General features: G+C 51.4%; 25 protein-coding genes. 17 read left to right on the plus strand and 8 right to left on the minus strand.

Annotated features, from left to right (window positions below; translation table 11 throughout):
- Positions 1–328 precede the first annotated feature (328 nt).
- The 4 genes from PsAD5_RS09020 (at position 329) to PsAD5_RS09035 (ending at position 2,660) form a co-directional block, all read left to right on the plus strand.
- Positions 329–778, plus strand: a complete 450-nt coding sequence (locus tag PsAD5_RS09020; RefSeq protein WP_063288455.1) for a DNA polymerase III subunit chi — start codon at positions 329–331, stop codon at positions 776–778.
- The gene (locus tag PsAD5_RS09025; RefSeq protein WP_063291862.1) at positions 775–1,467 is read left to right on the plus strand and encodes a class I SAM-dependent methyltransferase; all 693 of its coding nucleotides are present in this window, start codon (positions 775–777) and stop codon (positions 1,465–1,467) included. The genes PsAD5_RS09020 and PsAD5_RS09025 overlap by 4 nt, the downstream gene beginning before the upstream one ends.
- A gap of 75 nt (positions 1,468–1,542) precedes the next feature.
- Entirely contained in the window at positions 1,543–2,097 is a 555-nt protein-coding gene (locus PsAD5_RS09030) for an AAA family ATPase (protein ID WP_063291863.1), read from the plus strand.
- A 110-nt stretch (positions 2,098–2,207) separates the two neighbouring features.
- Positions 2,208–2,660: a hypothetical protein gene (locus PsAD5_RS09035; protein ID WP_063291864.1), complete on the plus strand. Its 453-nt coding sequence runs from the start codon at positions 2,208–2,210 to the stop codon at positions 2,658–2,660.
- A 77-nt stretch (positions 2,661–2,737) separates the two neighbouring features.
- On the opposite strand, the gene PsAD5_RS09040 is transcribed toward PsAD5_RS09035, so the two are convergent.
- The 4 genes from PsAD5_RS09040 to PsAD5_RS09055 all read right to left on the minus strand — a co-directional run bounded on the left by PsAD5_RS09040 (position 2,738) and on the right by PsAD5_RS09055 (position 6,742).
- Positions 2,738–4,624, minus strand: a complete 1,887-nt coding sequence (locus PsAD5_RS09040) for an ABC-F family ATP-binding cassette domain-containing protein (RefSeq protein ID WP_063292115.1) — start codon at positions 4,622–4,624, stop codon at positions 2,738–2,740.
- 105 nt (positions 4,625–4,729) lie between these two features.
- The gene (locus tag PsAD5_RS09045; protein ID WP_063291865.1) at positions 4,730–5,554 is read right to left on the minus strand and encodes a hypothetical protein; all 825 of its coding nucleotides are present in this window, start codon (positions 5,552–5,554) and stop codon (positions 4,730–4,732) included.
- A gap of 110 nt (positions 5,555–5,664) precedes the next feature.
- Positions 5,665–6,102, minus strand: a complete 438-nt coding sequence (locus PsAD5_RS09050) for a DUF1801 domain-containing protein (RefSeq protein ID WP_063291866.1) — start codon at positions 6,100–6,102, stop codon at positions 5,665–5,667.
- A 106-nt stretch (positions 6,103–6,208) separates the two neighbouring features.
- Positions 6,209–6,742, minus strand: a complete 534-nt coding sequence (locus PsAD5_RS09055; RefSeq protein ID WP_057465351.1) for a DinB family protein — start codon at positions 6,740–6,742, stop codon at positions 6,209–6,211.
- Between the two features lie 493 nt (positions 6,743–7,235).
- On the opposite strand from PsAD5_RS09055, the gene ndk reads away from it, so the two are divergent.
- A complete protein-coding gene (gene ndk, locus PsAD5_RS09060) occupies positions 7,236–7,658 on the plus strand; it encodes a nucleoside-diphosphate kinase (protein ID WP_063291867.1) in 423 nt (140 codons plus the stop codon).
- 221 nt (positions 7,659–7,879) lie between these two features.
- Positions 7,880–8,353 (plus strand): GlcG/HbpS family heme-binding protein, encoded by a 474-nt coding sequence (locus PsAD5_RS09065; RefSeq protein ID WP_057465349.1) that lies wholly within the window; start codon positions 7,880–7,882, stop codon positions 8,351–8,353.
- A 104-nt stretch (positions 8,354–8,457) separates the two neighbouring features.
- Here the strand turns inward: PsAD5_RS09065 and PsAD5_RS09070 are convergent, their stop codons facing one another.
- Positions 8,458–8,895 carry a hypothetical protein gene (locus PsAD5_RS09070; protein ID WP_063291868.1) on the minus strand — a complete coding sequence of 146 codons (438 nt, stop codon included), beginning with the start codon at positions 8,893–8,895 and terminating at the stop codon, positions 8,458–8,460.
- Between the two features lie 162 nt (positions 8,896–9,057).
- Here PsAD5_RS09070 and PsAD5_RS09075 point away from each other — a divergent pair, with 162 nt between their 5' ends.
- The 8 genes from PsAD5_RS09075 to PsAD5_RS09110 all read left to right on the plus strand — a co-directional run bounded on the left by PsAD5_RS09075 (position 9,058) and on the right by PsAD5_RS09110 (position 17,238).
- Complete coding sequence (locus PsAD5_RS09075; protein WP_063291869.1) at positions 9,058–11,043, plus strand: inositol phosphate phosphatase SopB; 1,986 nt, start codon at positions 9,058–9,060, stop codon at positions 11,041–11,043.
- A gap of 368 nt (positions 11,044–11,411) precedes the next feature.
- Positions 11,412–12,023: a TetR/AcrR family transcriptional regulator gene (locus PsAD5_RS09080; RefSeq protein ID WP_208980904.1), complete on the plus strand. Its 612-nt coding sequence runs from the start codon at positions 11,412–11,414 to the stop codon at positions 12,021–12,023.
- 238 nt (positions 12,024–12,261) lie between these two features.
- On the plus strand, positions 12,262–12,870 hold the full coding sequence (locus PsAD5_RS09085) for a TetR/AcrR family transcriptional regulator (protein ID WP_063291870.1): 609 nt from the start codon (positions 12,262–12,264) through the stop codon (positions 12,868–12,870).
- Between the two features lie 485 nt (positions 12,871–13,355).
- Entirely contained in the window at positions 13,356–13,970 is a 615-nt protein-coding gene (locus tag PsAD5_RS09090) for a TetR/AcrR family transcriptional regulator (RefSeq protein ID WP_057465344.1), read from the plus strand.
- A gap of 233 nt (positions 13,971–14,203) precedes the next feature.
- Positions 14,204–14,797 carry a TetR/AcrR family transcriptional regulator gene (locus PsAD5_RS09095; protein WP_244272075.1) on the plus strand — a complete coding sequence of 198 codons (594 nt, stop codon included), beginning with the start codon at positions 14,204–14,206 and terminating at the stop codon, positions 14,795–14,797.
- Between the two features lie 229 nt (positions 14,798–15,026).
- Complete coding sequence (locus tag PsAD5_RS09100; protein WP_063291871.1) at positions 15,027–15,680, plus strand: TetR/AcrR family transcriptional regulator; 654 nt, start codon at positions 15,027–15,029, stop codon at positions 15,678–15,680.
- 228 nt (positions 15,681–15,908) lie between these two features.
- Positions 15,909–16,451, plus strand: coding sequence for a TetR/AcrR family transcriptional regulator (locus PsAD5_RS09105; protein WP_063288464.1), 543 nt, complete (start codon positions 15,909–15,911; stop codon positions 16,449–16,451).
- A gap of 223 nt (positions 16,452–16,674) precedes the next feature.
- Entirely contained in the window at positions 16,675–17,238 is a 564-nt protein-coding gene (locus tag PsAD5_RS09110; RefSeq protein ID WP_057465341.1) for a TetR/AcrR family transcriptional regulator, read from the plus strand.
- A gap of 18 nt (positions 17,239–17,256) precedes the next feature.
- Here PsAD5_RS09110 and PsAD5_RS09115 read toward each other — a convergent pair whose 3' ends face one another.
- Positions 17,257–17,874 carry an HAD family hydrolase gene (locus PsAD5_RS09115; protein ID WP_063288465.1) on the minus strand — a complete coding sequence of 206 codons (618 nt, stop codon included), beginning with the start codon at positions 17,872–17,874 and terminating at the stop codon, positions 17,257–17,259.
- Positions 17,875–18,097: 223 nt separating this feature from the next.
- Between PsAD5_RS09115 and PsAD5_RS09120 the strand changes: the two genes are divergently transcribed.
- Both PsAD5_RS09120 and PsAD5_RS09125 read left to right on the plus strand, forming a co-directional pair.
- Positions 18,098–20,191, plus strand: coding sequence for a molybdopterin-containing oxidoreductase family protein (locus PsAD5_RS09120; protein WP_063291872.1), 2,094 nt, complete (start codon positions 18,098–18,100; stop codon positions 20,189–20,191).
- A gap of 237 nt (positions 20,192–20,428) precedes the next feature.
- Positions 20,429–21,652, plus strand: coding sequence for a hypothetical protein (locus tag PsAD5_RS09125; RefSeq protein ID WP_063291873.1), 1,224 nt, complete (start codon positions 20,429–20,431; stop codon positions 21,650–21,652).
- Between the two features lie 156 nt (positions 21,653–21,808).
- Here PsAD5_RS09125 and purN read toward each other — a convergent pair whose 3' ends face one another.
- Complete coding sequence (purN, locus tag PsAD5_RS09130; protein ID WP_063291874.1) at positions 21,809–22,462, minus strand: phosphoribosylglycinamide formyltransferase; 654 nt, start codon at positions 22,460–22,462, stop codon at positions 21,809–21,811.
- Entirely contained in the window at positions 22,459–23,544 is a 1,086-nt protein-coding gene (gene purM, locus PsAD5_RS09135; RefSeq protein ID WP_063291875.1) for a phosphoribosylformylglycinamidine cyclo-ligase, read from the minus strand. Before purM ends, purN begins: the two co-directional genes overlap by 4 nt.
- Here purM and PsAD5_RS09140 point away from each other — a divergent pair.
- A complete protein-coding gene (locus tag PsAD5_RS09140) occupies positions 23,543–23,866 on the plus strand; it encodes a hypothetical protein (RefSeq protein WP_153039902.1) in 324 nt (107 codons plus the stop codon). The two genes, purM and PsAD5_RS09140, sit on opposite strands and share 2 nt — an antisense overlap.
- The last annotated feature ends 72 nt before the right edge of the window (positions 23,867–23,938 follow it).

Raw genomic sequence — 23,938 nt, forward strand, 5'->3', positions numbered from 1 at the left:
GGTCCTACAACACCACAGAGATGAGAGCATTTCACTCTCCATAATTTGGCGTCGGTTTCGCTAAGCTTAACACCACACCGAAATTCCCCAGGAATGCGGTCAAGTCTAGCCCTTTAAAGCGTCTGGGTTGGGTTTATCAACGATTCCTATGAATATCCCAATGTAATTGGGATCATTCACGACAATTTTTAGGATAAAATGTGGTCAATTGAGAAACACAGTGATTTGGGCTTTACATATTCCATGCGCAGCCTGATGCAGCATGCGTCGCACGGCGTATTGGGCTGCAGGACGCAAAAGGCCTGCCGGATAAACGGGAAACCAGAATATGAGTGAAGTGCTGTTCTACCAGCTCTCTAAATTTCCGCTGGAACGGGCCTTGCCCACTCTCCTTGAAAAGTGCTTGGAGAGAGAATGGGTTGTGACCATCCAGTTTGGAACGGAAGCACGGTGTGATGCCATTGATTCTTACCTCTGGACCTATTCTGACGATGGTTTCCTGCCTCACGGCACCAAAAAGGAAGGCCATCCGGAATTTCAGCCCATCTACCTGACAACGGAAAACGACAACCCCAATGAGGCAATCGTCCGCTTTCTGGTGGACCGCGCACCGCTGCCAGATCCGGCGCAGTACAAGCGCGTCGTTTATATGTTTGACGGCAACGATCAGGATGCCTTGCAAGAAGCCCGGCAGCGCTGGCTCGAGGTCAAAAACGGCGACCACGAACTCACATATTGGGCGCAGACCGACAATGGCGGATGGGACCGGAAAGCATGACCACTGACGACATAGACCATCGCAAACAGCTGCGCGCGCGTCTGGATACATTGGAAGGTGCAAATGGTGGAGGCTGGGAAAACCGTAAAAGCTGGTTTGAGCAGGTCTACACCACTGCCGATGGCGACACCAACGAGATCCCGTGGGCCGAGCTGAAGCCAAAAGCACCATTGGTGGAATGGCTGGAACACAACAAGGGTGAGGGACGCACCGCGCTGGATGTGGGCTGCGGGCTGGGCGACAACGCCAATGCTTTGTATGAGGCAGGCTGGAAAACCTCCGCCTTTGATGTGGCACCCACAGCAATAGAATGGGCGCAAAAGCGCTTCCCATCTGGTGAAATCGAGTTCCGTTGTGCAGACCTGTTCAACCCGCCAGCAGATTGGGTTGGCAAATTCGATCTGGTCTACGAATGCTTTACCCTGCAGGCCATCGGCATTGAAATGCGCGGTGATGTGGTCAAACCTCTCAAAAGCCTTGTCGCACCGGGCGGCTCGCTGATCATCCTCGGGCGGTACTATGATGGCACCGGCGACCGCTCAGGCCCGCCATGGCCACTGACGGATGAAGAGATTGCAGTGTATTACGGTGACGGCTTTAAAGAGGCTTCAAGAACAACATTCGTCCAACACAAAGACGATGGCCGCAACATCCCCCACATCTGGCTGGAACTGAAACGCAAGGGTTAGAGCCGAGTGTCAGTAGAGAACAATCAAGCGCCTCACTTCGAGCACGGAGAGAGGCATTTATCTTCAGGGGACAGCATGAGGATCGCGATCACTGGAACCCACGGCAGCGGCAAAACAACACTCATAGAGGACTTTGTCGATCAAAACCTGACCTATGAAGCCACTCAGGAACCTTATTGGGACCTGGCAGAGCAGGGCGTTGCACTCTCAAATGAGCCCACCATCGAAAGCTTCACAGAGCAGCTGAGCCACAACCTGAAAACGATCCTCACTTCCGGTGCAGAGCAAAACATAATCTTCGATCGCTGCCCGCTGGATTTCATGGCTTATTTGGAAGTGCTGAGTGAACAAGACGACGATGAATGGGAGCCGTCAGGTCAGCTCCTGAGGCAGATCGAACAAGCCCTCACCACACTGGACCTGATCATCTTCCTTCCGCTTATCTCACCTGATGAGATCACCACCACCATCGAATACCCCAAACTGCGGAAACAAACCGACACCCGTCTGAAGCAAATTCTTCGCGATGACACGCTCGGATTGCTGGATGTCCTGCCCGAAACGGTGGAGCTGACAGGTTCGAAAAGCGACCGAATGAAAGCCCTGTCAAAACTGGTTTCTAAGGCCTAACATGGTGTGAGCCGTTCACTTGAATCAGTTTGTGAAGCCGGTGAATCTGTATATTAGAAAATTAAGTTAACCGATTGTTATAACTAACTTATTGAATTGGAAGAGGCCTGATGACGCAACCGCTGGTGAAGCTTGGGCTGTTGGTGTGTTTGCCAATTCTCTTGCACACTTTCGTCCCTATGCAGGCTTGGTGGCCTGCGCTCAGATATTCAAGTTCCTACAAGCAAGATGCTCAAAAGCGCGCTGTTGAATTTGCAAAGCTCAGTCTCGAGGTTGCGGGCAAAGCGATCGTGGTTATGAACGAGCGCGACAAAAGCCATATCCTCAGCGAGCGCACACATTTAAAACTGCTTAAGTTGCAGGGCGACAGGCGCGAGCCATCTCTGGTCGCAATGCATTGCAAGGGAAGTGTCTGCACCAACCAGCCAAGTGACGCTTACTTCGCAACACTCATGTTAGTCTTGACTGCTTTGATCCTGGCCTTTGCCATGAAATTTGGGCTACGCCGGTCCTTCCCGTTGGGGGAAGCTACCGACATAGGTATGTCCGACAGGGATGCATAAGGCGCTCTACACGTAGCAATAAAAAACCCGGCACTGCTTCCAGTCCCGGGCATAACAATCTCTCGAAAGCGATAAGCCTAGCCGCCTGTCAGCTCTTCCAGTTCAGCGGACATCTTCAGCCAGTTCTCTTCGGTCTCTTCCAGCACCTTCACATAGGCGGCACGGCGGATGGCGTGTTGTTTTGCTTTGTCCGGTGCCTCGGTGTAGATGCGCGGATCAGCCAGCAGGGCATCTAGCTTTTTGATGTACTTCTGGTACTTGGAGATCTCTTTTTCCGCAGCTTCAATGTTCTTTTTCAGCGGTGCAGTTTTGGCACGGCGCTCAGCAGCTTCCTTACGGCGCGCCTGCGCATTCGCTTTCTCGCTGTCCTCATCAACCGCGACTTTGGACTTGGAGCCACTGTCGCCCTTCAGGATCAGCTTGCGGTACTCCGCCATGTCGCCGTCGAAGTTTCTTACACCACCATCGGCAACCAGCCACAACCGGTCTGCACAGGCCTCTACCAGATGCCTGTCATGGCTGATGAGAATGACCGCACCGTCATAATCGTTGATCGCATGCACAAGGGCTTCGCGGCTGTCGATATCAAGGTGGTTGGTCGGCTCATCGAGGATAACAAGGTTCGGTCCGTGGAACGTGGCAAGGCCCAGCAGCAACCGGGCTTTCTCACCACCGGAAAGATCCTTGGCAGGGGTCAGCATCCGGTCTGTCGGCAAACCAAACCGGTCCACACGCGCGCGGATTTTGGATTCCAACGCACCCGGCATTAGCGGACGCACATGCTCAATCGGATTGCTCTCCGGCATCAGGTCATCCAGCTGATGCTGCGCAAAAAACGCAGTGCTCAGCTTGGTGGCCTTAGTCATATCACCAGACATCAATCCAAGGCGCCCGGCAATCAGCTTGGCGAAGGTCGATTTACCGTTACCATTGGCACCAAGAAGAGCAATGCGGTCGTCATGGTCAATGTTCAGCGTCAGGTTCTTCAGGATCACCGTGTCATCATAGCCAACAGAAGCCTGTTCCAGCTTGATGATCGGCGGAGAAAGCTTGGCCTCAGGCTGCGGAATGTGCAGCTCCAGTCCTGAACCTTCATCCAGCACGGAAATTGGCTGCATCTTCTCAAGCATCTTGATGCGAGACTGCGCCTGTTTCGCTTTGGTAGCCTTTGCACGGAAACGGTCAACGAAGCTTTGAATATGCTTGCGTGCCTTTTCCTGCTTATCAGCCGCCTTCTTCTGCAGCAAAATGGTTTCACGGCGCTGACGGTCAAAACTGTCATAACCACCGCGATAGAAGGTGAGCTTGCCACCATCCATATGCACGATGCTGTCGACCGCATTGTTCAGGAGGTCGCGATCATGGCTGATCAGAACAACCTGATACGGATAACGCGCAATGAAGTTCTCCAGCCACATCGTACCCTCAAGGTCAAGATAGTTGGTTGGCTCATCAAGCAACATCAGGTCTGGTTTGGAAAATAGCAGGGCTGCAAGCGCAACACGCATACGCCAGCCACCAGAGAAGTTGGCACACGGCTGCTGCTGCTCATCATATGAAAAACCCAACCCGCTCAGGATCGCAGAGGCCCGTGCTTCAGCGCTGTGGCTCTCAATATCAACAAGTCGCGTATGAATTTCCGCAATCCGGTGCGCATCCTCAGCCGTTTCGGCCTCAGCCAAAAGAGCCGTGCGTTCCGTATCAGCTGCCAGCACCACCTCTAAAAGCGTTTCCTGCGTGCCCGGCGCTTCCTGAGCCACCTGACCCACACGCGCTTTTTGCGGCATATGTACACCGCCGCTCTCAACGGACAGCTCACCGCACAGCAGTTTGAACAGCGTAGACTTGCCAACGCCATTGCGCCCAACCAGACCGGTTTTCGCACCACTTGGAATAGTAACGGAGGCATTGTCGATCAAAAGACGCCCGGCAATGCGATATGTAAGATTAGAAACCTGAAGCATGCCACGCTGTTTGCCCGCAAACCTCTTGTTGTGCAAGGGGGAACCAATCCAATTTTTAAGTTTTTCTGATACTGGCGTGGTTTCAGGAAGCAGGATTAAATTTGATCAGGCGTAATTTCTCGAATAATAATCCAAGCAGTATCGAACTTGCTCGGGGCTTACAGTCGAATTGAATGCCCATGAACGTATGGTTCGCTCAAAAGACGGCTGAAAGATATCAAGTATTTCTTCTGTGCCGACTTTCCTCATTTGCATGAGAATATCCAATATTTCAGATTTGAGTTTGGCTAAGTTGATCAATTCAGATTGATAGCTCTCTGCATCAAATACTAAGTCGCGCTCTTCATTGAACGATGCGCTGGAATATGTTGTTTGCAATTCATGCATTACTGAGATGATCGACGTTGCAATTTGCTGATCGCCATACTCCAGATAACCACAAAGTGAATCCATGTAACGACGTGGATCTTTAAGGTCTCTGAAGCCAATTTCATTAATTTCTTTAATTGAGATTTCGGGTTCGCTTGCTTCTTCTCTACGGTTTATTTCGTTGACTAATCGGTCGTAATGAGATGCGAGAAGGTCAATAAACTTACTGAGGTCTACAAGATCAAAAGGCAGGCGAGCACGATACATTTCCGCTCGTCTGTGACGTTCGTACTCGGCTTGCTCTTGGGCTGTGGCGGTTTGTTGTTTTATTGCCAAAACTGAGAGCAGAGTAATTATCGCAACAATAACAGTTGCAGCAACGCCTAGTGCCGCCACTAGAAAGTCTTCTGATGGTGAGATGTCGATGGTAGCACCTCTTAGTACTCCGAATACCGACAGGGCTCCGTAAGCCGAAAACGTAATGAATGTGAGCGCAAATACCGCGAAAAAAAACAGCAAAAAAATATGCCACCAGTCAAAAGAAGAAAAATTGATCTTCAATATACCTAACCCATTAGAATTAAATCAGATTCAGCTTTCTAATTTAATGTATTTTCTTTACTTCAATCAATGAAAGAAGTGCTTTCTTTTAGGCTTGGAGAGAGCAACTCCTACCTCTTCCCATACCTGAACGCCTCCGCCACAAAGTGCTCGACTGGATCACGTGGGTAAGTGCCATTTACAGGCACCCAGAGGCAGCGGTTGCCTTCAAAACTCAGCACATCGCCATAAAGGGTGCGCATGTCAGCAATGAGGGTGGTTTGGCAGTGCACGAACAGGCCGAGCTGGTCGCCGAACTTTGGTTTCCAGTGAAGGCGCACCGTGGTGCCGCCATGCTTTGGCAAAGGGCGATAGGAAGGCTCCCCCCACTTCAGAGCCTCAGTCAAAGAGGAGGGGCCATATAAGCGCTGGGCGCAGTCCAGGATAAGCGAGCGCAGGTCCAGCAGGTGGACGCGTTTATCCTCAGGGTAAGCGGCAAACACCGCCGCAACGTCATCAGGCAAAGGCGCCTGAGCTGACTGTTTGCGGGGCTTTGTAACACGCTCCATAAATGCATCCCTGAAAAGATCATGATCAATACCAGATCATAATTGACCTCTTCAGGGAGAAACAAGAGCACACGCCTGATTATCAGGCGAAATCAGCTGCCTTTCGTCAGGCGGTAATCATGTCCTCTTCTTTTGCCATCCATTGCCCGGTCTCACGCTGGAAGTAGATCATGTCCAGCGCCGCAGGTGTCCGGCCCAGCTGGGTCAGCATGGCATGCACCTGTCCGCGGTGGTGAGTCTGGTGGTTGAAGAAGTGGAACAGCGCAGCGCCAAGGGGCTGCTGCATCACCAGTGGCTTGCGCACAGTGCGATAAATCATGGTGCGCAGGAAGTCTTTCTCCTGCATCTGATCAATCACCGAGCAGATACGGTCGTCCAGCAGACGGCGCTTTTCTTGCAAGGTTGCAAGGTCGCCGGTCAACTGTTCGTCAAGGCTGTCAATCGGGTCGCCCTGGCCGGTAAAGCGGTAAAGCCAGACTTTATCTGCCACATACTGGTGATCCATGGTGCCATGAATGGAATTGAAATAAACGCCAAGATCACGGTGGTACTCTTCCGCAGTGATCTGGTCGCATTCCTGAAGCAATAGATCGTTAGCCCACTTGTTATAGGAGGCATACATTACAAATGCTGCTTTCATAGGGGTGTCCTCTTGCTATGTCTGTTGCAAGAACAATGCACGCCTTTGAACCTCTATAAATTGACCCATCTCAAACAAAATCAGCCGTAGGGGGAGACGTGTAGTCGCAACCCGAAAGACGTAGTTGTCCATGCAGTGCCAGAACCTGTTGGAACCTCAACTCTTTTCGCCAAAAGCCTGCATTCGCGACATTGCCTCCTTGGGAAAACCTCCCCTTAAAATCAAAAGGGGCCATAAGGAAGAGACGGGAGGGGTGCCTCGGAGCAGGGCTGATAACAGCATTGCAACCGTCATCAATGAGTCATAATCGCCTGTTTTCTGCAGTTTTCACGCAGGACAACGTGGGAATACGGATATACCCTCTTGCTTTTTAAGGGAGAGTTTAAGTATATCTCGCGCGAACCTTTGTGGCGCTTTGTTAAGGCGCTACAGGAAAAAGATTTTTAATGAGAGCTGCCCTTCGGAAGCTCGTGACAAACTGCAGGTAATAACGATGGCGATTGAACGCACGTTTTCCATGATCAAGCCGGACGCAACCAAACGCAACCTGACCGGTGCTATCACCGCTAAGCTTGAAGAAGCTGGCCTCCGCGTTGTTGCATCCAAGCGCGTTTGGATGTCCCTGCGTGAAGCAGAAGGTTTCTATGCAGTACACAAAGAGCGTCCTTTCTTTGGTGAACTGACAGAATTCATGTCTTCCGCTCCAACCATCGTTCAGGTTCTGGAGGGCGAAAACGCAATCGCGAAAAACCGTGAAGTCATGGGCGCTACCAACCCTGCAGATGCTGCTGAAGGCACCATCCGTAAGGAATTCGCTCTGTCCATCGGCGAAAACTCCGTACACGGTTCTGACGCTCCTGAAACAGCTGCTGAAGAAATCTCTTACTGGTTCTCCGGCACCGAAGTCGTAGGCTAATTTAGCTCAGTGATTTCAGCTGTCTGCTGAATTCAAAAAAGGCCCGCTTGATGCTTGATTGCGTCAGGCGGGTCTTTTCTTGTCAAAAATTCCATCATGTCGGCAGACGGTTCATAAAAGTTACTGGATAAACTCAGGTTTGCGCTGGGCACCCTTGCTTCGGACACAATTTTAAAATTAAGTCCGCGCGCACGTGGGAAAACGGAACGCGAGATAAATTCATGAATATTAATGCAAAATCGCTTCTTTTAGGGGCATCTCTGGCACTGGTGGCAAGCGCGGCAACCGCTCAGGACCATACCCGTCCTTATTTGAGCCTTGATGCTGCAGGCAAAGGCGTAAGCGCCTGTGTGGCTCTGGCAAAGGAAAACGGTTGGAACATGTCCATCGTTATTCTGGATCGGGGTGAGGATGTTGTGGCGTCTGCACGCATGGATGAGGCTCTGCCTGCCAGCTACAAAGGCGCAACGCTCAAGGCAAACACATCTTTGTCCTGGGGCATGCCAACAGAGCAGGTGAACGAGGTTCTGGAGAAGGCACCGGTCTTCAAACAGTTCCCGGGTATTCTTGGCATTGCAGGCGGCCTGCCAATCATTGTGGGTGAAAGTGCTCTGGTGGGTGGCATCGGTGTTGCGGGCAGCTCAATGGAAAATGACGCAGCCTGCGCAAAGGCAGCTGTAGAAGCCATGCGCTGATCTCAGCAAACCGAGTGAATTTAGCAAAGCCAGTTCCGTTTGTGCGGAGCTGGCTTTGTTTTTGCACTATCTCTGTCTCAAAGGCACGAGGCGAGCCTCAGGAGTTACATCCACATTTGCGGGTGGTCCTGGCCTGACAACTCAGGAGCCGCACCGGCTTTTACTTCAGCATACCATTCTGAGACCTGAAGGAAGACCGGGAAAACCTGCTTCAGATGCGTAACGTCAATGTCGCTGTCTGGAATACGGATTTCGCCATAGGCTGAGGAATGGGCAACCTCAAGACCAAAGGTCAGATTGTAACCCGCCACATCCAGCGTATTGCTGTTTTGCAGCAGTTCTGTGAGAACACGGGTATCAGTTGGCAAGTCATTGAAGAGAATGCGGAGCACGCATGTTTCTGTGGTCTGATCAAAGCCGAATACCAGAGAGAAATTCTGATTAATTTCAAGCACGAGTTCGCCGTCGAGGTCATCCTCCAGCATCGGGCTTAAATCAATGCTTTCAAGGAATTCATTAGCGGCTGTTTGAACGTTCGACACGGGTGCTCCTTTAAACGGGATGTTTGATTTGAACTCTGTCTAACAGAGACAATCAACCCACAGGCGTGCCAAAGGGCACATCACGCCTCTCAGCTTTCCATATGCTTTGTCTCAAGAACGCGCTCAAAGCGCCGCTAAAAGACAAAACTAAGGGAACTAGGCATGGGAATTCCGACGGTCGCTGCATCGACAACTGTCCAACCTATTGAAACTACATCTGTAAATCAGGCAAACACCAATGCCGCTGAAAACACAGCCGTAAAATCAACTGAAGTGCGGAGCCAGGATGGTGGCCTGTTTAAAATTGTTGCATATGTCAGAGAAAAAATCTCAGGCTCTTCCCATCACAGCTTGGCAGCACGTGTAAACATCCCGGCAGAGGGCAGAGAGACCCAGAGCGTCCTCACCCGCATCAAGGCGTTCTTCACGGGCAGTTCACGTGCATCCCAAGCGGAAACCGCTCCGGCTGCAGCGGGTGCCACCAAACAGTTGGTGAACACAAAAACAGCTCAGTTTACCGAAAACAACAAGAGCCTTGCGACATCTGTCGAAAACATCAAGGAACGGGCCGAAACCCATGTAAGACCAGCCGCACACCACGCTGTTAAAGAATTGCTGAGTGCTGGTGTTTGTGGAAACGGTGATGTCTTCGAGATCAAAGCAGAAGTGGGCATCAACGAAGCGTTTGATCGGTTGGATGCAAAGATTGCAGAAAATCCTGATGATATCAAAGGTGTCGCCAAGGCTTCCAAAGCACTGAACAAAGACATCCAGAAGGAAGTCATCTCAGCTTACAAACTGGCAGCTTCTGCTGAGGGGACAACACTATCCAAGAGTGATATCAAAACGCTGAAGAAAGAGTTTCAGCAGCACATGTCCGCTCACATAACCCAGTCATTGAACAAGACTGAGGCCAACTGGCAGACCACGACTGAGACCGTCAAGCTGGATGTGGCAACGCAAAGAGAACTGGGTGCCTCAGGCGATGCTACACTGACAGAGCGCTCCTTCACAGCCACCACAACGCCAGCAGCAAAACTGGAAGTTTTGGCAGGGGGCTATCAGGCCGATGAAAAACACGGCATCAGCTCAACGGCAACCTCTGAAACAGATCACGCGGTAAACCTGTGGGTCAGCGAGCTGAAAGGCGAAACCACCTCCTACGCAGCGGTCCGTCATGGCGTGAACTTCCCGTTCGGTGTCAAACATGATGCTGAGCTGGCCACAAAGGGCGCAGACACCCGAACCCAGGAAGTGGTGACAGCAGCGGCATCCACCAAAGCAGCTGACATTGTAGCATGGCGCACAGATCACCCGGGAGAGCCTTTCCCGCTGAAAATTGTTTCAACCTCACTGCTGACCGCAGCATCCAAGGCCAAAACCTATGAAACCGGCCAGCAGGAAGCATGGGGCCGCGCACAGGGCGAGCAAACCATCACGGTAGACTTGCCGGGTGAAGGCATAACTGAAGTCAATGTAGAGGTCGAAGTGCTGCCGTTCAGCATGGGCGTCAACGGTTTTGCGAAACTGGGATTGTTCTCAGGCTCCATCGGCAAACATCTGGGGGATCGTCTCACCGGCTGGAAATGGGCTGACAACCACAACGAACCGCTCATTGGTAAACTAGACGAAATGGTGGAGCAGGCCAAAGCCGATGCAGTAGAGGCCAACGATCCAGGTAAAGTTGCCCGTCTTGAGAGTTATAGCACCCAGCTGCATGAAGCGGTCAATGATGGCAAGCAGCGCCGCTCCGCAGGCAATGCGTATGGTGTTGCCGTTCTGGTCAACCTGATTGCCAATGAAACCGGGGCTGTCCCTGCGATCAACTGCATGTCCGGCAAGGATCGTACAGGCTATCTGGATGCAGCCGTCAAAGCACGTCTCATGGAAGTGGAAAGCCTGAATGCAGGTCGTCCGCAAAATGATAAGTCAATTGTGCCACAGATCTACGGACAGCGCACAGAAGCGCAAAACGCTCTGATGAGCCTGTCTTCTGAGGTGATGGGCGGTAAGACCGTGCAAAAAGCATGCACCGGTGTGGCTGGTTATAAGGTTGGTGAAGGCGGAATGTTTAAAGTTCAGGCCAACCTGGATAACGTGCTCGACTCCAAAAGTCTGCTGGGCTTGTCTGCTGCCGTTAAGGCGTAGCCAACACCACACTTCAAAGCAAAAGCAACATCAAGAGCGGCCTCAGTGCCGCTCTTTTTTGTGGGGCAGAGCAGGAGGCTCTCTGATCCCATACGTGAAAGTGGAAGCTGAACACTGGACCTCGTTATCACTGGGTATTGGGGAACACCCCAGCAAATCGCAAGGGGTTGCGACAATCTGTCATTATACCTTAGCCGGAGAGACAAGCACCAAAACGCGGCGAAATCAGCTACGGGTTTTTGCATAACAGTTTGATATGCATCAGTAATGTGTGGGTGAAGGAGGTGATATAATGGCCGAAACCCAAGGAAGACCCTTGGTAAAACTATGATTGATTAAAATTTCAATCAATATATATAGTGATCGCTATGGAAATGGAAAAAGCCCCCCGCGGTCGACCCCGTCGGTTGGATAAAGAAAAAATACTGGAGATCGCAAGTGTCCTGTTCTGGCAACAGGGCTATGAGGCGACTTCGATAAATGAGCTAGTCACTGCCATGGGTATTACACCACCAAGTCTGTATGCAGCGTATTCCTCCAAGGAGGAACTGTACCTGGCTGCAATCGACAGGTATTCGGCAAGCTATGGCCGGCAAATGTTGTCTGGCCTTGCTCTGCATTCCTGTGTTTATGAAGCAATCCGGACCGTTCTTTATGAATGTGTGGAGGTTTTCGTCGGTGGAGACCATCCTTCTGGTTGTATGATCGCTACCGGATTGGTCGAAAGTTCTAATGCTCAAGGCGCATTGGCACGTAAATTGGCTGATTTACGCCAGCAAACCATCAAGATCATCGCAGATAAGTTTAAAGCCTGTGAAACCCAGTTTGTCGAAGGAACTGACCTTCCGGCCCTTGCCAGCTTCTTTGGCGCCACAATTCAAGGCATGGCTGTTCAGGCAAGAGACGTTAACTGCCCGACAGAACTGCATAAAATCGCAGAACACAGTTTGAGCGTACTGCAGGCATCTCGTCGTTTCTGACAAAGGAAATGGCGCAAAAATTGCGTTATTAGGCGTGAATTGCTAATAAAATTACGCAATCACGCCTTTTTTATTTTGCAATATTACGCAAACTAAAGAATGTCATTTACATAATATATCAGAGTATCGTGAATGATACTGTTAAGGGTATTTCCCATGCACTCATGAGTTTGTTGTTCCAAGCCTCCTGTCACCTATGCTTTTGGTATGAATTGCCCAACACCAAGGGAGGCTGACGATGGATAGTGATACCATTAACTTCACCGAGACGTTCCCACAGTCAATGCAGGAAGCACTCAAAGCATCCCTCAAAGTATTCTGGCGCCTCGGTGTGCATCGCACGTCCATTGATGATGTGTGCCGCCAGTCAGGTGTTTCCTATCATTTCCTCAATGAGAACTTTGAGAGTAAAGAACATCTCTATCGCACTGCAGTGATGTGGTACCTGGATCAGTATGGAAGACAGCTCCTGTCAGAGTTTGCGCTTCACTCCAATCCCACAGAAGCTCTGCGCGGTGCGCTCTATGAATGCATCGGACTGTTCTGCAACAAGCAGTGTGAGCACGCCAAGCTGTTGTCCTACGCTCTGGCTGCCGTCAACAACAGTGACCGGATCCTGATCTCGGAGCTGCTGTCTCTGCGCCGTAAGGTCTACGCCACCATCTTGATGAAGCTGAACAGCAACAAGACCCACTTGAAGGACACAGCAGACATACCCGTGCTGGCGCGCTTTTACATCACAACGCTCAGAGGTCTCGCCAGTCAGGCAGCAGACGGCATCCCAAGCGATGAGCTCTACCGCGTGGCAGATTTAAGTCTGGAGCTGCTGGAAGCCTACCGAAAATGAGTACGCCCAGCACATTTCGACCGAAGAGCCTGACAGAAATGAATATCTGTCAGGCTCTTTTTTTAGGTGAGGGTGCCTGTCAACTTTTGCCCCCCTTGAGTTGTATTTTTTCAAAAGGCTTTTTGAACTGAGGCTTTGGAGCAGGCAATCATGGCTCGTCTCAGCCTGCCGCTTTAATCTGGACACTCAATTGCCCTGATTGACTTTGTAACAGGCTTCTATTTCGCTGCGACAAACCATCGAAATCTTGCCACAATCGAAGACAGCAGACGTTAGGTCATACTCCTTTAGCAGAACAAAGAATCGATAAAATAAATCGTAATAATATAACACCACAACAGTTGGTTACATCATTTTTCACTAAAGCTGAGGCAAACCGCTCCTCTTTGTTAAGGATAGATTTCGTTCGCCTGAGGGTAAGTTGCTGCATACGTAAATGGGCCTAAGATTGAATGCTCGTTCAATAAAGATACGGGAGATTTTCGATGCAAATCGAGACCGTTAAGACGAACCGACCGACCCCGATCAGTTTGACAAAAACCTTCGAAGCCTCCATCCACGAGTTCTCAAATTTTGGGGTGGAAGCAACGTCGCTTGGGCAAATCAGTACAGCGACGGGCGTTCCAACAGAGCGTTTATCCAAGACCTTTCATGACACGGCCAATCTGTTCTCAAATGTGGTCAAATGGTATCTGACCAGATACGAACATCAGATCCTTTCCGGCTTTGCCATGCATTCCAACCCTGTCGAAGCCATCCGTATTGCCCTTTACGAATGCATTGAACTGTTTTGCGAAGATGACTGCCCACATGGCAGTTTGCTCTCTGTTGAGCTTATGGAGATTTCTGATACCGACGGCGTCATCGCCAAAGAAATGGCGCACCTCAAAGAGCAGGTCCACGGACGCATCTATCAAAAACTGGAGAACTGCAAACAGCGCTTCACCTCGGGTTTTAGACCCAATGAGCTTGCCGAGTTCTATACCGAAGTCATGGCGATCCTCATTAAGCAGGCTTGTGATGGGGTAGATCGCACAGACCTGTATAATCTCGCTGATGCCAGCCTTGAAAGATTGGAGAACCAGCCTGTCATCCACTAGTGCATGTGAGCAAAAACGATCAGAACAAGCGGACTGGCAGCCCTCAGTGTCAGTCCGCTTTTTTGTGAAATAAAACGCTCAAATCCGGCACGAAATGAGGCTGCGAAAAGGCGAAATACTCAATTTGTCCGGATCTTGTCTATCAGGCCTTAATCGTAATTTTCCTAGCATTAATAATCAGTTGTTCTTTATCCATGGCCGCGTAATATGTACTTATGCCTATAAAGGATGAAATGCACGTGGAAACAATATCTCCGGACATAGAGGCCATGTTGGAAGCCTCGGTCAAAATGTTTTGGAAGCGCGGCTATGATGCCACTTCCCTAGATGATGTCGTGGACGCCATGGGCGTTCCTCATGAATTTGTAGAAGGGGCATTTTCCAATAAGGAAGAACTCTATGCAGCAGCCACAAGGTGGTATCTGCAAAACTATGGCCGCAGGCTGCTTTCTGGCTTTGCCATGCATTCCAACTGCTGTGATGCCATTCGTGTCGCCCTTTACGAATGTGTCGATGTGCTCTGCGATAAAACAGAGTCAGACGGATGCCTTCTGTCATCTGGCTTACTGGAGATCTCCACCCAGGACAGTATTCTGACCAGAGAGATCACCGATCTGCGCAACACCATGGTAGGCGCGATTACGCGAAAACTCACCGATTGCAAAGAAAGCCTCAAGACCGGCACTGATATCGAAACACTCGCCCGCTTTTATGCCGCAACCCTGCAGGGACTGGCCAGTCAATGTAAGGATGGCGCCAAAAAAGAACAGCTCTATCGCGTGGTTGATATGAGCATGAAAGTCCTGGATTCCTACCGCATCAATTAAAAGGTTATCTTTATGTTCTCTGTCGATATGAGGCTTGGAACATAGGGTGAACATAATGAATTTTGAGGCGTCTCAGGGCACTTCAAAAGATAACCCAATCGCGATCGTTTCTAATCCTTTACAGATGGTGAAAGTTATAGGCGCAGTAAGCCCTATGTCTTTGCAATGTTGTTTCCCATGTGACCAAAACAGCGTTGAGGAGACCCTCTGACACCATATACTCGCGGCTATGAGACCGTGCGATAAGATAGAAGGCGGAAACGTAACTCCTGAAGCGGAAAGGCTCTTCGACCAGTGCGTCAAAGTCTTTCTCCTTAAGGGCTACGAAACCTGCACTCTGGATGATATCGGTGAAGCAGCTGGATGCTCGGGAGACTGTGTGAAGGAACACTTCACGTCCAAGCAGGAACTCGCAGCTGCAGCTATGCGCTGGTACTACATCAAGTACAGCCGCCACATGCGCGCAGAAATGGCCATGCACCAGGATATCTATTCGGCCATGGAAGCGGTGCTGTTTGCCTTCATCGAAATCAGCTGCGATCAGGTCCATGCCAACAAAGGGTTATTTGTCCGCACGTTCATTGACATTTCCAACGTTGATGAGTTCGTCAAAAACTCCTTCGAGGAACTGCAGAATGATTGGGAACATCAGGTTCTCGACAAGTTCAAGCAGTGCAAGCTGGAGCTCAAGGACGACGCCGACATCGAGGTGTTGGCACACTACTTCCTGACAGTGATTGAAGGCCTTTATGAGCTGATCAAATACGGAACCCCGTGTGATCTGATGTACAAGGTTGCGGTTGCGAGCCTCGGCGTTCTGGAGGCGCATATGAAGACCGGCCAGCCCAAGAAAAAGAAGGGCTCCAAGAAGAAATCAAAGTGAGTGCCACTGCCTTCTCACTGCCCATTGCCTTAGCTCTTTACAGAAGATGAAAGAAATCCACCAAGACGGGAGAGACCTCTTCTGTACTCATTTCCCATAGCTGGAAAACGAGATTGCTGCCCCCCACCCAAAACGTATACTGACGCCATGTCCTCATTAGATCCCATACGCGATGGTGAATTGTCACCTGAACTCGAAACCGCCTTAGATTCCTGCGTGAAGGTTTTTATGCTGCAAGGGTTCCAGCATTCCACATTGGAAGACCTTGCTGTTGCAAGCGGAAGCTCAAGAGACTTTATCGAGAAGCATTTTGCCACCAAAGAGCAGTTTTGTGCAGCTGCCATGCACTGGTACTTCTCCAAATTCTATCGCCAGCTCCGGTCTGTGCTCGCGCTCCACTCAGAACTATACCCAGCAGTTGAAGCTGTGCTTTACGAGTTTATTGAACTCTCCCGGGAGCAATATGATGCTGGCACGGCCATGCGGTTCCATACCCTCATGGACATCGCAGAGCTGGACCCGGAATTGTCGGAGGAGCTGCGCAAGATGAAGCTCGAGGGCATGGAGCACTTCATCTACAAATTCACCCAGTGCAAAGGCGAGCTTCAAACTGATGACGAAGCCACATCACTGGCCAAGTTCTACGCAACGATCTTTGAAGGTCTCTCCATCATGGTACAGCACGGCATGTCCCATGAAGACCTTTACAAAATGGCGAATCTAAGCCTGGAAGTTCTGGCCAACCATTTGAAAAAAGGCATCAATTTCTGAAGGCGCTTCTCCGCAGAATGGCGGCTGCGTCTCAGGTGAAGACACGCAAGACCTGTGAACTCAAAAACATGACGCATCAGGTTCAAATCCTTCCATTGCTTTTAAAGGTCTCTTTGCACTGCCACGGTTCTTCTTTGCAGACCTGACACTGCGCTCATATATTAGAATGGCGTTCTAACTTGAGATAGAGCGGTACTCTCGTCAGGGTTGGAATGGTGTTCTAGTGGCCAATGAAAACAACAGATATCAATCCATACTGGATGCTGCGCTGGAGCTGTTTTTAAAACAGGGCTACACAAGCACCTCGATTGCACAAATCCGCAACAAAAGCGGAGCGACGACCGGCAGCATCTATCACTTCTTCAAGGGAAAACCGGATATCGCCGTCGCGCTATGGGATCAGGCCGTGGCCGGTTGGACCAGAGAGACACGCAACACGCCTCAAACCGCCAGCGCTGAAGACACCATCAAAGCCTCCGTCAATGGCTTGCTGCGGTGGGGCAGTGCCAATCCTGATCTGTTTCGCCTTTTTGAGGAGCTGAAGGTCAAAGCCCAGACGGAAGATGAGTTCGAAACCATCAAGCAACAGATGGAGAACGTTCATTTGCAGGGAGAGGCGCTCTATGCCACCTGGCAAGTGCTGGGAGCTGTGAAACCTATTCCGTGGTCCGTTGCCTCCGCGCTCATCGTAGGTCCAGCCTATACGCTGTTAAGCACAGAGCGGGTTGTCTGTGATAAAGACAGGCAGTTTCTGGTGAAGATGGCATGGGAAGCGGTGAGGAAGTAACAGACCCACTAAGATGCACTAAAACGACCCAAGCACCTTGATGATCTGCTCGCGGGTGTTGGGAGTAAAATGCAGCGCCCGCCACCCCATGTCCAACGCGGACATAATGTTCTCTTCCCGGTCATCAATCAAAAGCATCCGGTTGGCAGGAACCTTAAGGGCCTTGGTAACATGTATGAAAAACTCGGCGCTGGGCTTGGCCACCCCCATACGCCCGGAGGCAAACACCGTCTCTACGCGATCCTTGTAGCCCATCTGCTCTTCGATATAGCGCGTACGCCGTGCCCCGTTGTTGGTCGCAATCACCTGGCGGACATGGGTCTTGGTAAGCTTGCGCATTAAGGCCAGCAGATCAAAGTCCGGGTGGGCGTCCTTTTCAAACCAGTACAGCAGGAAATGATCAAGGTCACCGGGATAGCCGGTCTTATCCGCCCAACGGGAGAGAAGATCTCTGAGATCCTCATGCCCAACCAGAACCTCGTTAAAATCATCCGTAAACATCTCCTGAGCAAAGGTGTGCCATGAGATGCCGAGATCCTCTTCAAACTGCTGCACCCAGATAAAGCGGTCATTGATAATGTTACGATTGAGAACCCCGTCAAAATCCCACGCAATTACGTCGATATCCTGCAACATGGACTGCCTCAAGCTTCAAACCATTCCCTATGAAAGACCAGAACAGGCACCTCTTGCAAGCATTAGGAAATATAGGAACACCGCAAAGACCGTGCAGGACCTCAAGAAATCGTCAATTCAAGAATTTTTTGCCTGCGCTTTCTTGACAATTTGAGTGTTACCCGCGATCTGTCTGTGCAACGAGAACAAGTCTAGAACACCAGTTTTATTGAGTACGCCACGCATGTCTAAGCCCGAAAAACCACAAAGGTTTGCCTCCGCATGTCCACACGATTGCCCGTCCACCTGCGCAATCGAGGTCGAAGTACATGCAGATGGGCGTGTAGGCCGTATTCATGGCACCCGTGACAACGACTATACCGCTGGCGTCATCTGTGCCAAGGTTGCCCGCTATTCTGAGCGCTTGCATCATCCTGACCGCCTGACCAAACCTTTGCGCCGCACAGGGCCGAAAGGCTCCGGCCAGTTCGAAGAGATCGGCTGGGAAGAGGCACTACAGGAAGTCTCAGAGAAATTCCTGGAGGCTGAGAAGAAACACGGCCTGCAAACCATCTGGCCATACTTCTTCGCCGGCACCATGGGCCTTGTACAGCGCGACAGCATCAACCGCCTGCGCAATGCCAAAAGCTACTCCGGCATGTACCAGACCTTCTGCACCAACATGGCGTGGACTGGCTACATCGCTGGCACCGGCAAGCTCGCTGGGCCGGACCCGCGCGAAATGGCGCTTGCCGACGCTGTGGTGATCTGGGGCACCAACCCGGTGGCGACGCAGGTCAACGTCATGACCCACGCCATCAAAGCCCGCAAGACCCGTAAAGCCAGGATCGTTGTCATCGATGTCTATAAGACCGAGACAATGAAACAGGCAGACATCGGCCTTGTCCTGAAGCCGGGTTCCGACGCCGCACTCGCTTGTGCTGTCATGCACGTTTTGTTCCGCGATGGCTATGCCGACCGCGCTTACATGGAAAAGTACGCCGACGCACCTGCCGAACTGGAAGAACACCTGAAGACCCGCAGCCCTGAGTGGGCCAGCGAGATCACAGGTCTTTCCGCAGAGCAGATCGAAGAACTCGCCAAACTGGTTGGCGAAACAAAGAAAACTTACTTCCGCCTTGGCTATGGCTTCACCCGCCAGCGTAACGGCGTGGTCTCCATGCATGCCGCCAGCTGTATCGCGGTTGTTGGCGGTCACTACCAATATGAGGGCGGCGGCGCGTTTCATAACAACGGCGCCATCTACGGTCTCAACATGGCCATGGTCGAAGCTCACTCGCTCCACGACAGTTCCATCCGCAAACTCGATATGTCTCAGGTAGGCCGGGTTCTTACAGGCGACAGCGAAGCGCTTATGGACGGCCCACCAGTCACCGCCATGCTGATCCAGAACACCAATCCGGTGTCTGTAGCTCCTGAGCAGACCCTCGTAAAAGAAGGCTTTGCCCGCGAAGACCTGTTCACCGTGGTCCACGAGCAGTTCATGACTGAAACCGCGCTCATGGCGGATATCGTCCTGCCAGCAACCCAGTTTCTGGAACATGACGACATCTACAAAGGCGGCGGACACCAGAACCTCCTGTTCGGTCCAAAACTGGTCGACGCCCCGGGCGAAGCCAAGCCGAACCTCTATGTGCTGAACGAGCTGATTGAACGCCTCGGCGGGGAAGACCACGAAGCGCACAAAATGACCTCCCGCGAGCACATCGACTGGATGCTCAGGAACTCCAAATATCCGGGTGGCTTGAGCGAGCTGGAAGAAAACCGTTGGCTCGACTGTCAGCCAGACTTCAATGAAGCACACTACATAAACGGCTTTGGCTATGAGGACGGCAAGTTCCGCTTCAAGCCGGACTGGGCAAAGGTGCCTGCACCAAACAACGGTCCAATGGGCCCATGGCAACAAATGCCAGCCCTGCCGGATCATTGGGACATCAATGAGTTGCCGACCAGGGACTATCCGTTCCGCCTCGCCACATCACCGTCTCGCTCGTTCCTGAACTCCACGTTCAACGAGACACCAAGCTCTGTGAAGAAGGAAGGCCGTCCAACAGCCATGCTGCACGCTGACGACGCTGCCGCGCTGGGCGTGGAGGAGGGCGACAAGATCATCCTCTCCAATCACCGCGGCGAAGTCATCCTGCACGCCTCCGTGGGCGATCGTCCTCAAATGGGCACAGTGATCGCAGAAGGCATCTGGCCCAACGCAGCACACGAAGGTGGAAACGGCATCAACACCCTCACCAGTGCCGACCAGACAGCTCCGTTCGGCGGCGCTGCCTTCCACGATATCCATGTGGCAGTGCGCAAAGCGTAAGGTAGATATCCTTGGTCTATTGAAGGGGACGATACCGCTCCTTCAATAGGCATGGACGACAAAAGTGATGATTTTCCTCAGTTCACAAAAATTGAACGCATATGTGAACAAAAAAGAGCCCTCATAGTACTAAGCGACACTCTTAACTCCGCCAGGAATCGTAAAGTAGTTCCACTTAGCGAGTTTTGATTGAATTTGATAACTCTGCGTCAAATTCATAATAATAAAGGGTGTGCAATGAGCGGATTAACTATTGGTAACTCTAGTAATTTTCACGGTGCTGTTGAAAATCTGGTAAATCAGGCTCGTGTCGAGCATGCGACCTCGTTAAATCTAAATACTGACGACTTGATCGTTTCTATTGGCAGTAAACAAGGCAACCCGCAGACAGGGGAACGGATTTACTCTGTTGTGGTTGACACGCCGCAGCACAAGCGCGGTTTGGGAGATAATCTTAAATCTGCAGCAAGTGCGTTGTCGCATGGCCGCCTTGCCAATGTGAAACAATCTCTCACCGACGCGACAAAAAACATCGGGAACCTTCTGGGACGGACCCAAAGTGCTCCGGAACAAGCGAAAGAAAACTGGGCTCCTTTTCTGGAACTTGCAGAGCAGACGATTGCAGACACAATAAAGCACGCCTCATCCGGGACCGAGCGTCTCGTTGACCTGAAAGCGATGATGGCCGGCATACAAGCGAGCGTTTTTGACAGGACTGAGTTCAACGAGCACGACGGATCTCATCGCACACTGGGGGATGCCGCCAAAGTCGATATCCGTAGCTTGAAAGCCATGGATGCTGCAGTCTCCAGTGCCCAGAGTCGAATATTGGGGTATGCAAGCAGCACCCGAAGCGCTGAAGTCTCTGGAGTGCAGCAATCGCCTCTTTACGATGTTCCACGCCAGCCACCACAACCTCTATACGATACTCCGCGCCCACAACCGCATCAGTACGATACCCCGCGGCCACAACACCCATACGATCATCTGGAGCCAAAGACGACAGTGGTGCCAACATATGCGCAGTTGAACACAGGGACTGTCTACCAGAACGTGGAAGCTCAGAACTTGGGTGAGAATACCGAAAGCTACTCCGCGCGGCGTACTCTGGAAATCACGAATGGTAATTTGGGAACCAACTTCCAAAGCCTGGACGAACTAAATAATTTCATGGAAGGGAAGGAAGCCTACATAGATGGCTATATGGCTCAACTGCAGACATCAGGCGAGTTCAAAACGTTCGAGTCATATTTTGCTCAGTTCAACAGACCGGTCGCTCACGCATCCCAGCAGGTGACACCGCCAGCAGAGTCCAATGTCAACTATGCTGATTTGGAAACAGGACCTGACGAAGATGGTATCGAACAGCCTGAAGCTCAGACTGAGCGGAGCACTGCGAGGCAATCTCAGTTTGTGAAACTGGATGACTTGGTGCTGCAAAAGGGTGAACTTCGGATCTGATAAGTCTCACAGGTGGTAGCGTAGGGCCAACTCCGCTTTCAACGCAGAAAAAACGCAAATCGCGCAAACGAACGCACATAGCAACGCAAACGAAAAAAGGCCGTAGACGAGAATGTCTACGGCCTTTTTGTGTCTCTTTAAAAGAGCCTTATCTCATTAACAAATAAGGCTTTTATCGTCCTGCTCAGCACCTTCAATCTTCACGCGGAAGCCATCAACGGAAGCTCTGCCACTGGCCACAGCCTCCAAGGCCTTGGGATAGATCTCATGCTCAACAGCCAGCACACGCGCTGCCAGGTCATCCGGGTTATCCCCGTCCAGAACGGGGACAGCTCCCTGCGCGATGATCGGACCCACATCCATTTCCGCTGTTACAAAATGCACAGTCGCCCCATGAATGCGAACGCCTTCCTTCAACGCCCGCTCATGCGTATGCAGACCCGGAAAGCTTGGTAAGAGAGCAGGGTGGATGTTGATCATCCGGCCTTGCCACTGGCTTACGAACCACGGTGTTAGCAAACGTAAAAAGCCAGCCAGAACAAGCAGGTCTATGTTGTGCTGTTCAAGCATCGCATTCAGATCACGCTCAAATGCCTCGCGGTCCTTGCCATAAAGCTTATGATCCAACGCAAAAGTGGCAAAACCTTCGTCAGCAGCGCGCTCCAGCCCTTTCGCGTCTGGTCGGTTGGACCCCACCACAACGATTTCCGCTGGATAATCAGGGGCTTTTGCTGCCTCAATAAGAGACAGCATGTTGGAGCCACGCCCTGAAATCAAAACACCTACGCGTTTTTTAGGCTGCGTGCTCATTTGGCAAAACCCAGCGAGCCGTCAAACACAACCTGCTCAGCTCCATCCTGCGCAGCTTCCAGTTTGCCAAGCGTCACAACAGTTTCGCCTTCACGCTCAAGCACGTCGCGAACAGCATCGGCTTTGTCTGCCGCAACCGCGACCACCATGCCAACGCCGCAGTTGAAAGTGCGCAGCATTTCAAACTGTTCAATCCCGCCAGCTTTTGAAAGCCAGCCAAACACAGCAGGAGAGGAAATGGCAGAAAGATCGATCCGTGCAGCAAGCCCGTCAGGCAGAACACGCGGCAGGTTTTCAGGAAGACCACCACCAGTGATATGCGCCAAGGCTTTGATGCCATTGGTTTCTTTGATCGCGGCCAGCAACGGCTTCACATAAATGCGGGTTGGTTCCATCAGCGCTTCGCCAAGCGTTTTGTCTGCATCAAATGGAGCTTTGTCAGCCCATGTCAGGCCGGAAACTTCAACGATCTTGCGAACCAGAGAGAAGCCGTTGGAATGCACACCGGAGGAAGCCAGACCAAGCAGAACGTCGCCTTCGCCAATATCCTTGGACGGCAGCAGCGTTCCGCGCTCAGCCGCGCCAACGGAAAATCCAGCCAGATCATAATCACCAGCCGCATACATGCCCGGCATTTCCGCCGTTTCACCGCCGATCAGCGCAGCGCCGGAGATTTTACAGCCCTCTGCAATCCCCGCCACAACATCGGTCGCCATGTCCACGTCCAGCGCACCAGTGGCAAAATAATCAAGGAAGAACAGCGGCTCTGCACCTTGCACCACAAGATCGTTCACACACATGGCAACCAGATCTATCCCCACACCGCTATGCACGTTGGTGTCAATCGCAATCTTAAGCTTGGTGCCCACGCCATCATTGGCCGCCACAAGAACAGGGTCTTTAAACCCGGCGCCTTTCAGATCAAAAAGACCGCCAAAGCCGCCAATGTCACTGTCAGCACCCGGGCGACGCGTTGCTTTAACCAGTGGGCTGATCCGTTTGACCAGTGCGTTCCCGGCGTCGATATCGACCCCCGCTTGTGAATAGGTAAGGCCGTTATTACCGTTCTGGTCCTGGCTCATGGATACTGCTCCGCATCATCAAGAGTATAGCGGCATGACCGCCTATGTAATTTGGCGGCATAAAAACAAAACTGTAGGGAATTGCAAGGCCGAAAGGGGAAGGAAACCACGCTGGTATCTCAGAAAAACGCAGATCTGTGCAGAACCAGCTAAGCTTTTGCAAATTAATGGAGCTTTGAAAAACTCTTCATTTAGGGGAAAGTTTTTCACCCCTCTCAAAGATGCTCCGAAATTAAGCGGGCGAAAAGGTGGAGTAGCTACTCTGGCAAACCTGATGCTGCGACTTGACGTAATCAACCTATGGAAACTACAACCATCTTAAATTTTAAAGATGCCTCTGTGAGCGACCGCGCTGCCGGATAACAGGCAAGCTGATGGGCTCCATGCCTCCACC

Origin of the sequence: Pseudovibrio sp. Ad5, from assembly GCF_001623095.1 — a bacterium.
In the GTDB taxonomy this organism is placed as follows: Bacteria; Pseudomonadota; Alphaproteobacteria; order Rhizobiales; family Stappiaceae; genus Pseudovibrio.

Coding starts and splice junctions, on each gene's coding strand:
- PsAD5_RS09080 (WP_208980904.1), top strand. CDS start 11,412: ATGGAAATGGAAAAAGCCCCCCGCGGTCGACCCCGTCGGTTGGATAAA.
- PsAD5_RS09100 (WP_063291871.1), top strand. CDS start 15,027: ATGAGACCGTGCGATAAGATAGAAGGCGGAAACGTAACTCCTGAAGCG.
- PsAD5_RS09095 (WP_244272075.1), top strand. CDS start 14,204: ATGCACGTGGAAACAATATCTCCGGACATAGAGGCCATGTTGGAAGCC.
- PsAD5_RS09140 (WP_153039902.1), top strand. CDS start 23,543: ATGGATACTGCTCCGCATCATCAAGAGTATAGCGGCATGACCGCCTAT.
- PsAD5_RS09025 (WP_063291862.1), top strand. CDS start 775: ATGACCACTGACGACATAGACCATCGCAAACAGCTGCGCGCGCGTCTG.
- PsAD5_RS09125 (WP_063291873.1), top strand. CDS start 20,429: ATGAGCGGATTAACTATTGGTAACTCTAGTAATTTTCACGGTGCTGTT.
- PsAD5_RS09055 (WP_057465351.1), bottom strand. CDS start 6,742: ATGAAAGCAGCATTTGTAATGTATGCCTCCTATAACAAGTGGGCTAAC.
- PsAD5_RS09050 (WP_063291866.1), bottom strand. CDS start 6,102: ATGGAGCGTGTTACAAAGCCCCGCAAACAGTCAGCTCAGGCGCCTTTG.
- PsAD5_RS09020 (WP_063288455.1), top strand. CDS start 329: ATGAGTGAAGTGCTGTTCTACCAGCTCTCTAAATTTCCGCTGGAACGG.
- ndk (WP_063291867.1), top strand. CDS start 7,236: ATGGCGATTGAACGCACGTTTTCCATGATCAAGCCGGACGCAACCAAA.
- PsAD5_RS09035 (WP_063291864.1), top strand. CDS start 2,208: ATGACGCAACCGCTGGTGAAGCTTGGGCTGTTGGTGTGTTTGCCAATT.
- PsAD5_RS09090 (WP_057465344.1), top strand. CDS start 13,356: ATGCAAATCGAGACCGTTAAGACGAACCGACCGACCCCGATCAGTTTG.
- PsAD5_RS09030 (WP_063291863.1), top strand. CDS start 1,543: ATGAGGATCGCGATCACTGGAACCCACGGCAGCGGCAAAACAACACTC.
- PsAD5_RS09120 (WP_063291872.1), top strand. CDS start 18,098: ATGTCTAAGCCCGAAAAACCACAAAGGTTTGCCTCCGCATGTCCACAC.
- PsAD5_RS09115 (WP_063288465.1), bottom strand. CDS start 17,874: ATGTTGCAGGATATCGACGTAATTGCGTGGGATTTTGACGGGGTTCTC.
- PsAD5_RS09105 (WP_063288464.1), top strand. CDS start 15,909: ATGCTGCAAGGGTTCCAGCATTCCACATTGGAAGACCTTGCTGTTGCA.
- PsAD5_RS09065 (WP_057465349.1), top strand. CDS start 7,880: ATGAATATTAATGCAAAATCGCTTCTTTTAGGGGCATCTCTGGCACTG.
- purM (WP_063291875.1), bottom strand. CDS start 23,544: ATGAGCCAGGACCAGAACGGTAATAACGGCCTTACCTATTCACAAGCG.
- purN (WP_063291874.1), bottom strand. CDS start 22,462: ATGAGCACGCAGCCTAAAAAACGCGTAGGTGTTTTGATTTCAGGGCGT.
- PsAD5_RS09040 (WP_063292115.1), bottom strand. CDS start 4,624: ATGCTTCAGGTTTCTAATCTTACATATCGCATTGCCGGGCGTCTTTTG.
- PsAD5_RS09075 (WP_063291869.1), top strand. CDS start 9,058: ATGGGAATTCCGACGGTCGCTGCATCGACAACTGTCCAACCTATTGAA.
- PsAD5_RS09085 (WP_063291870.1), top strand. CDS start 12,262: ATGGATAGTGATACCATTAACTTCACCGAGACGTTCCCACAGTCAATG.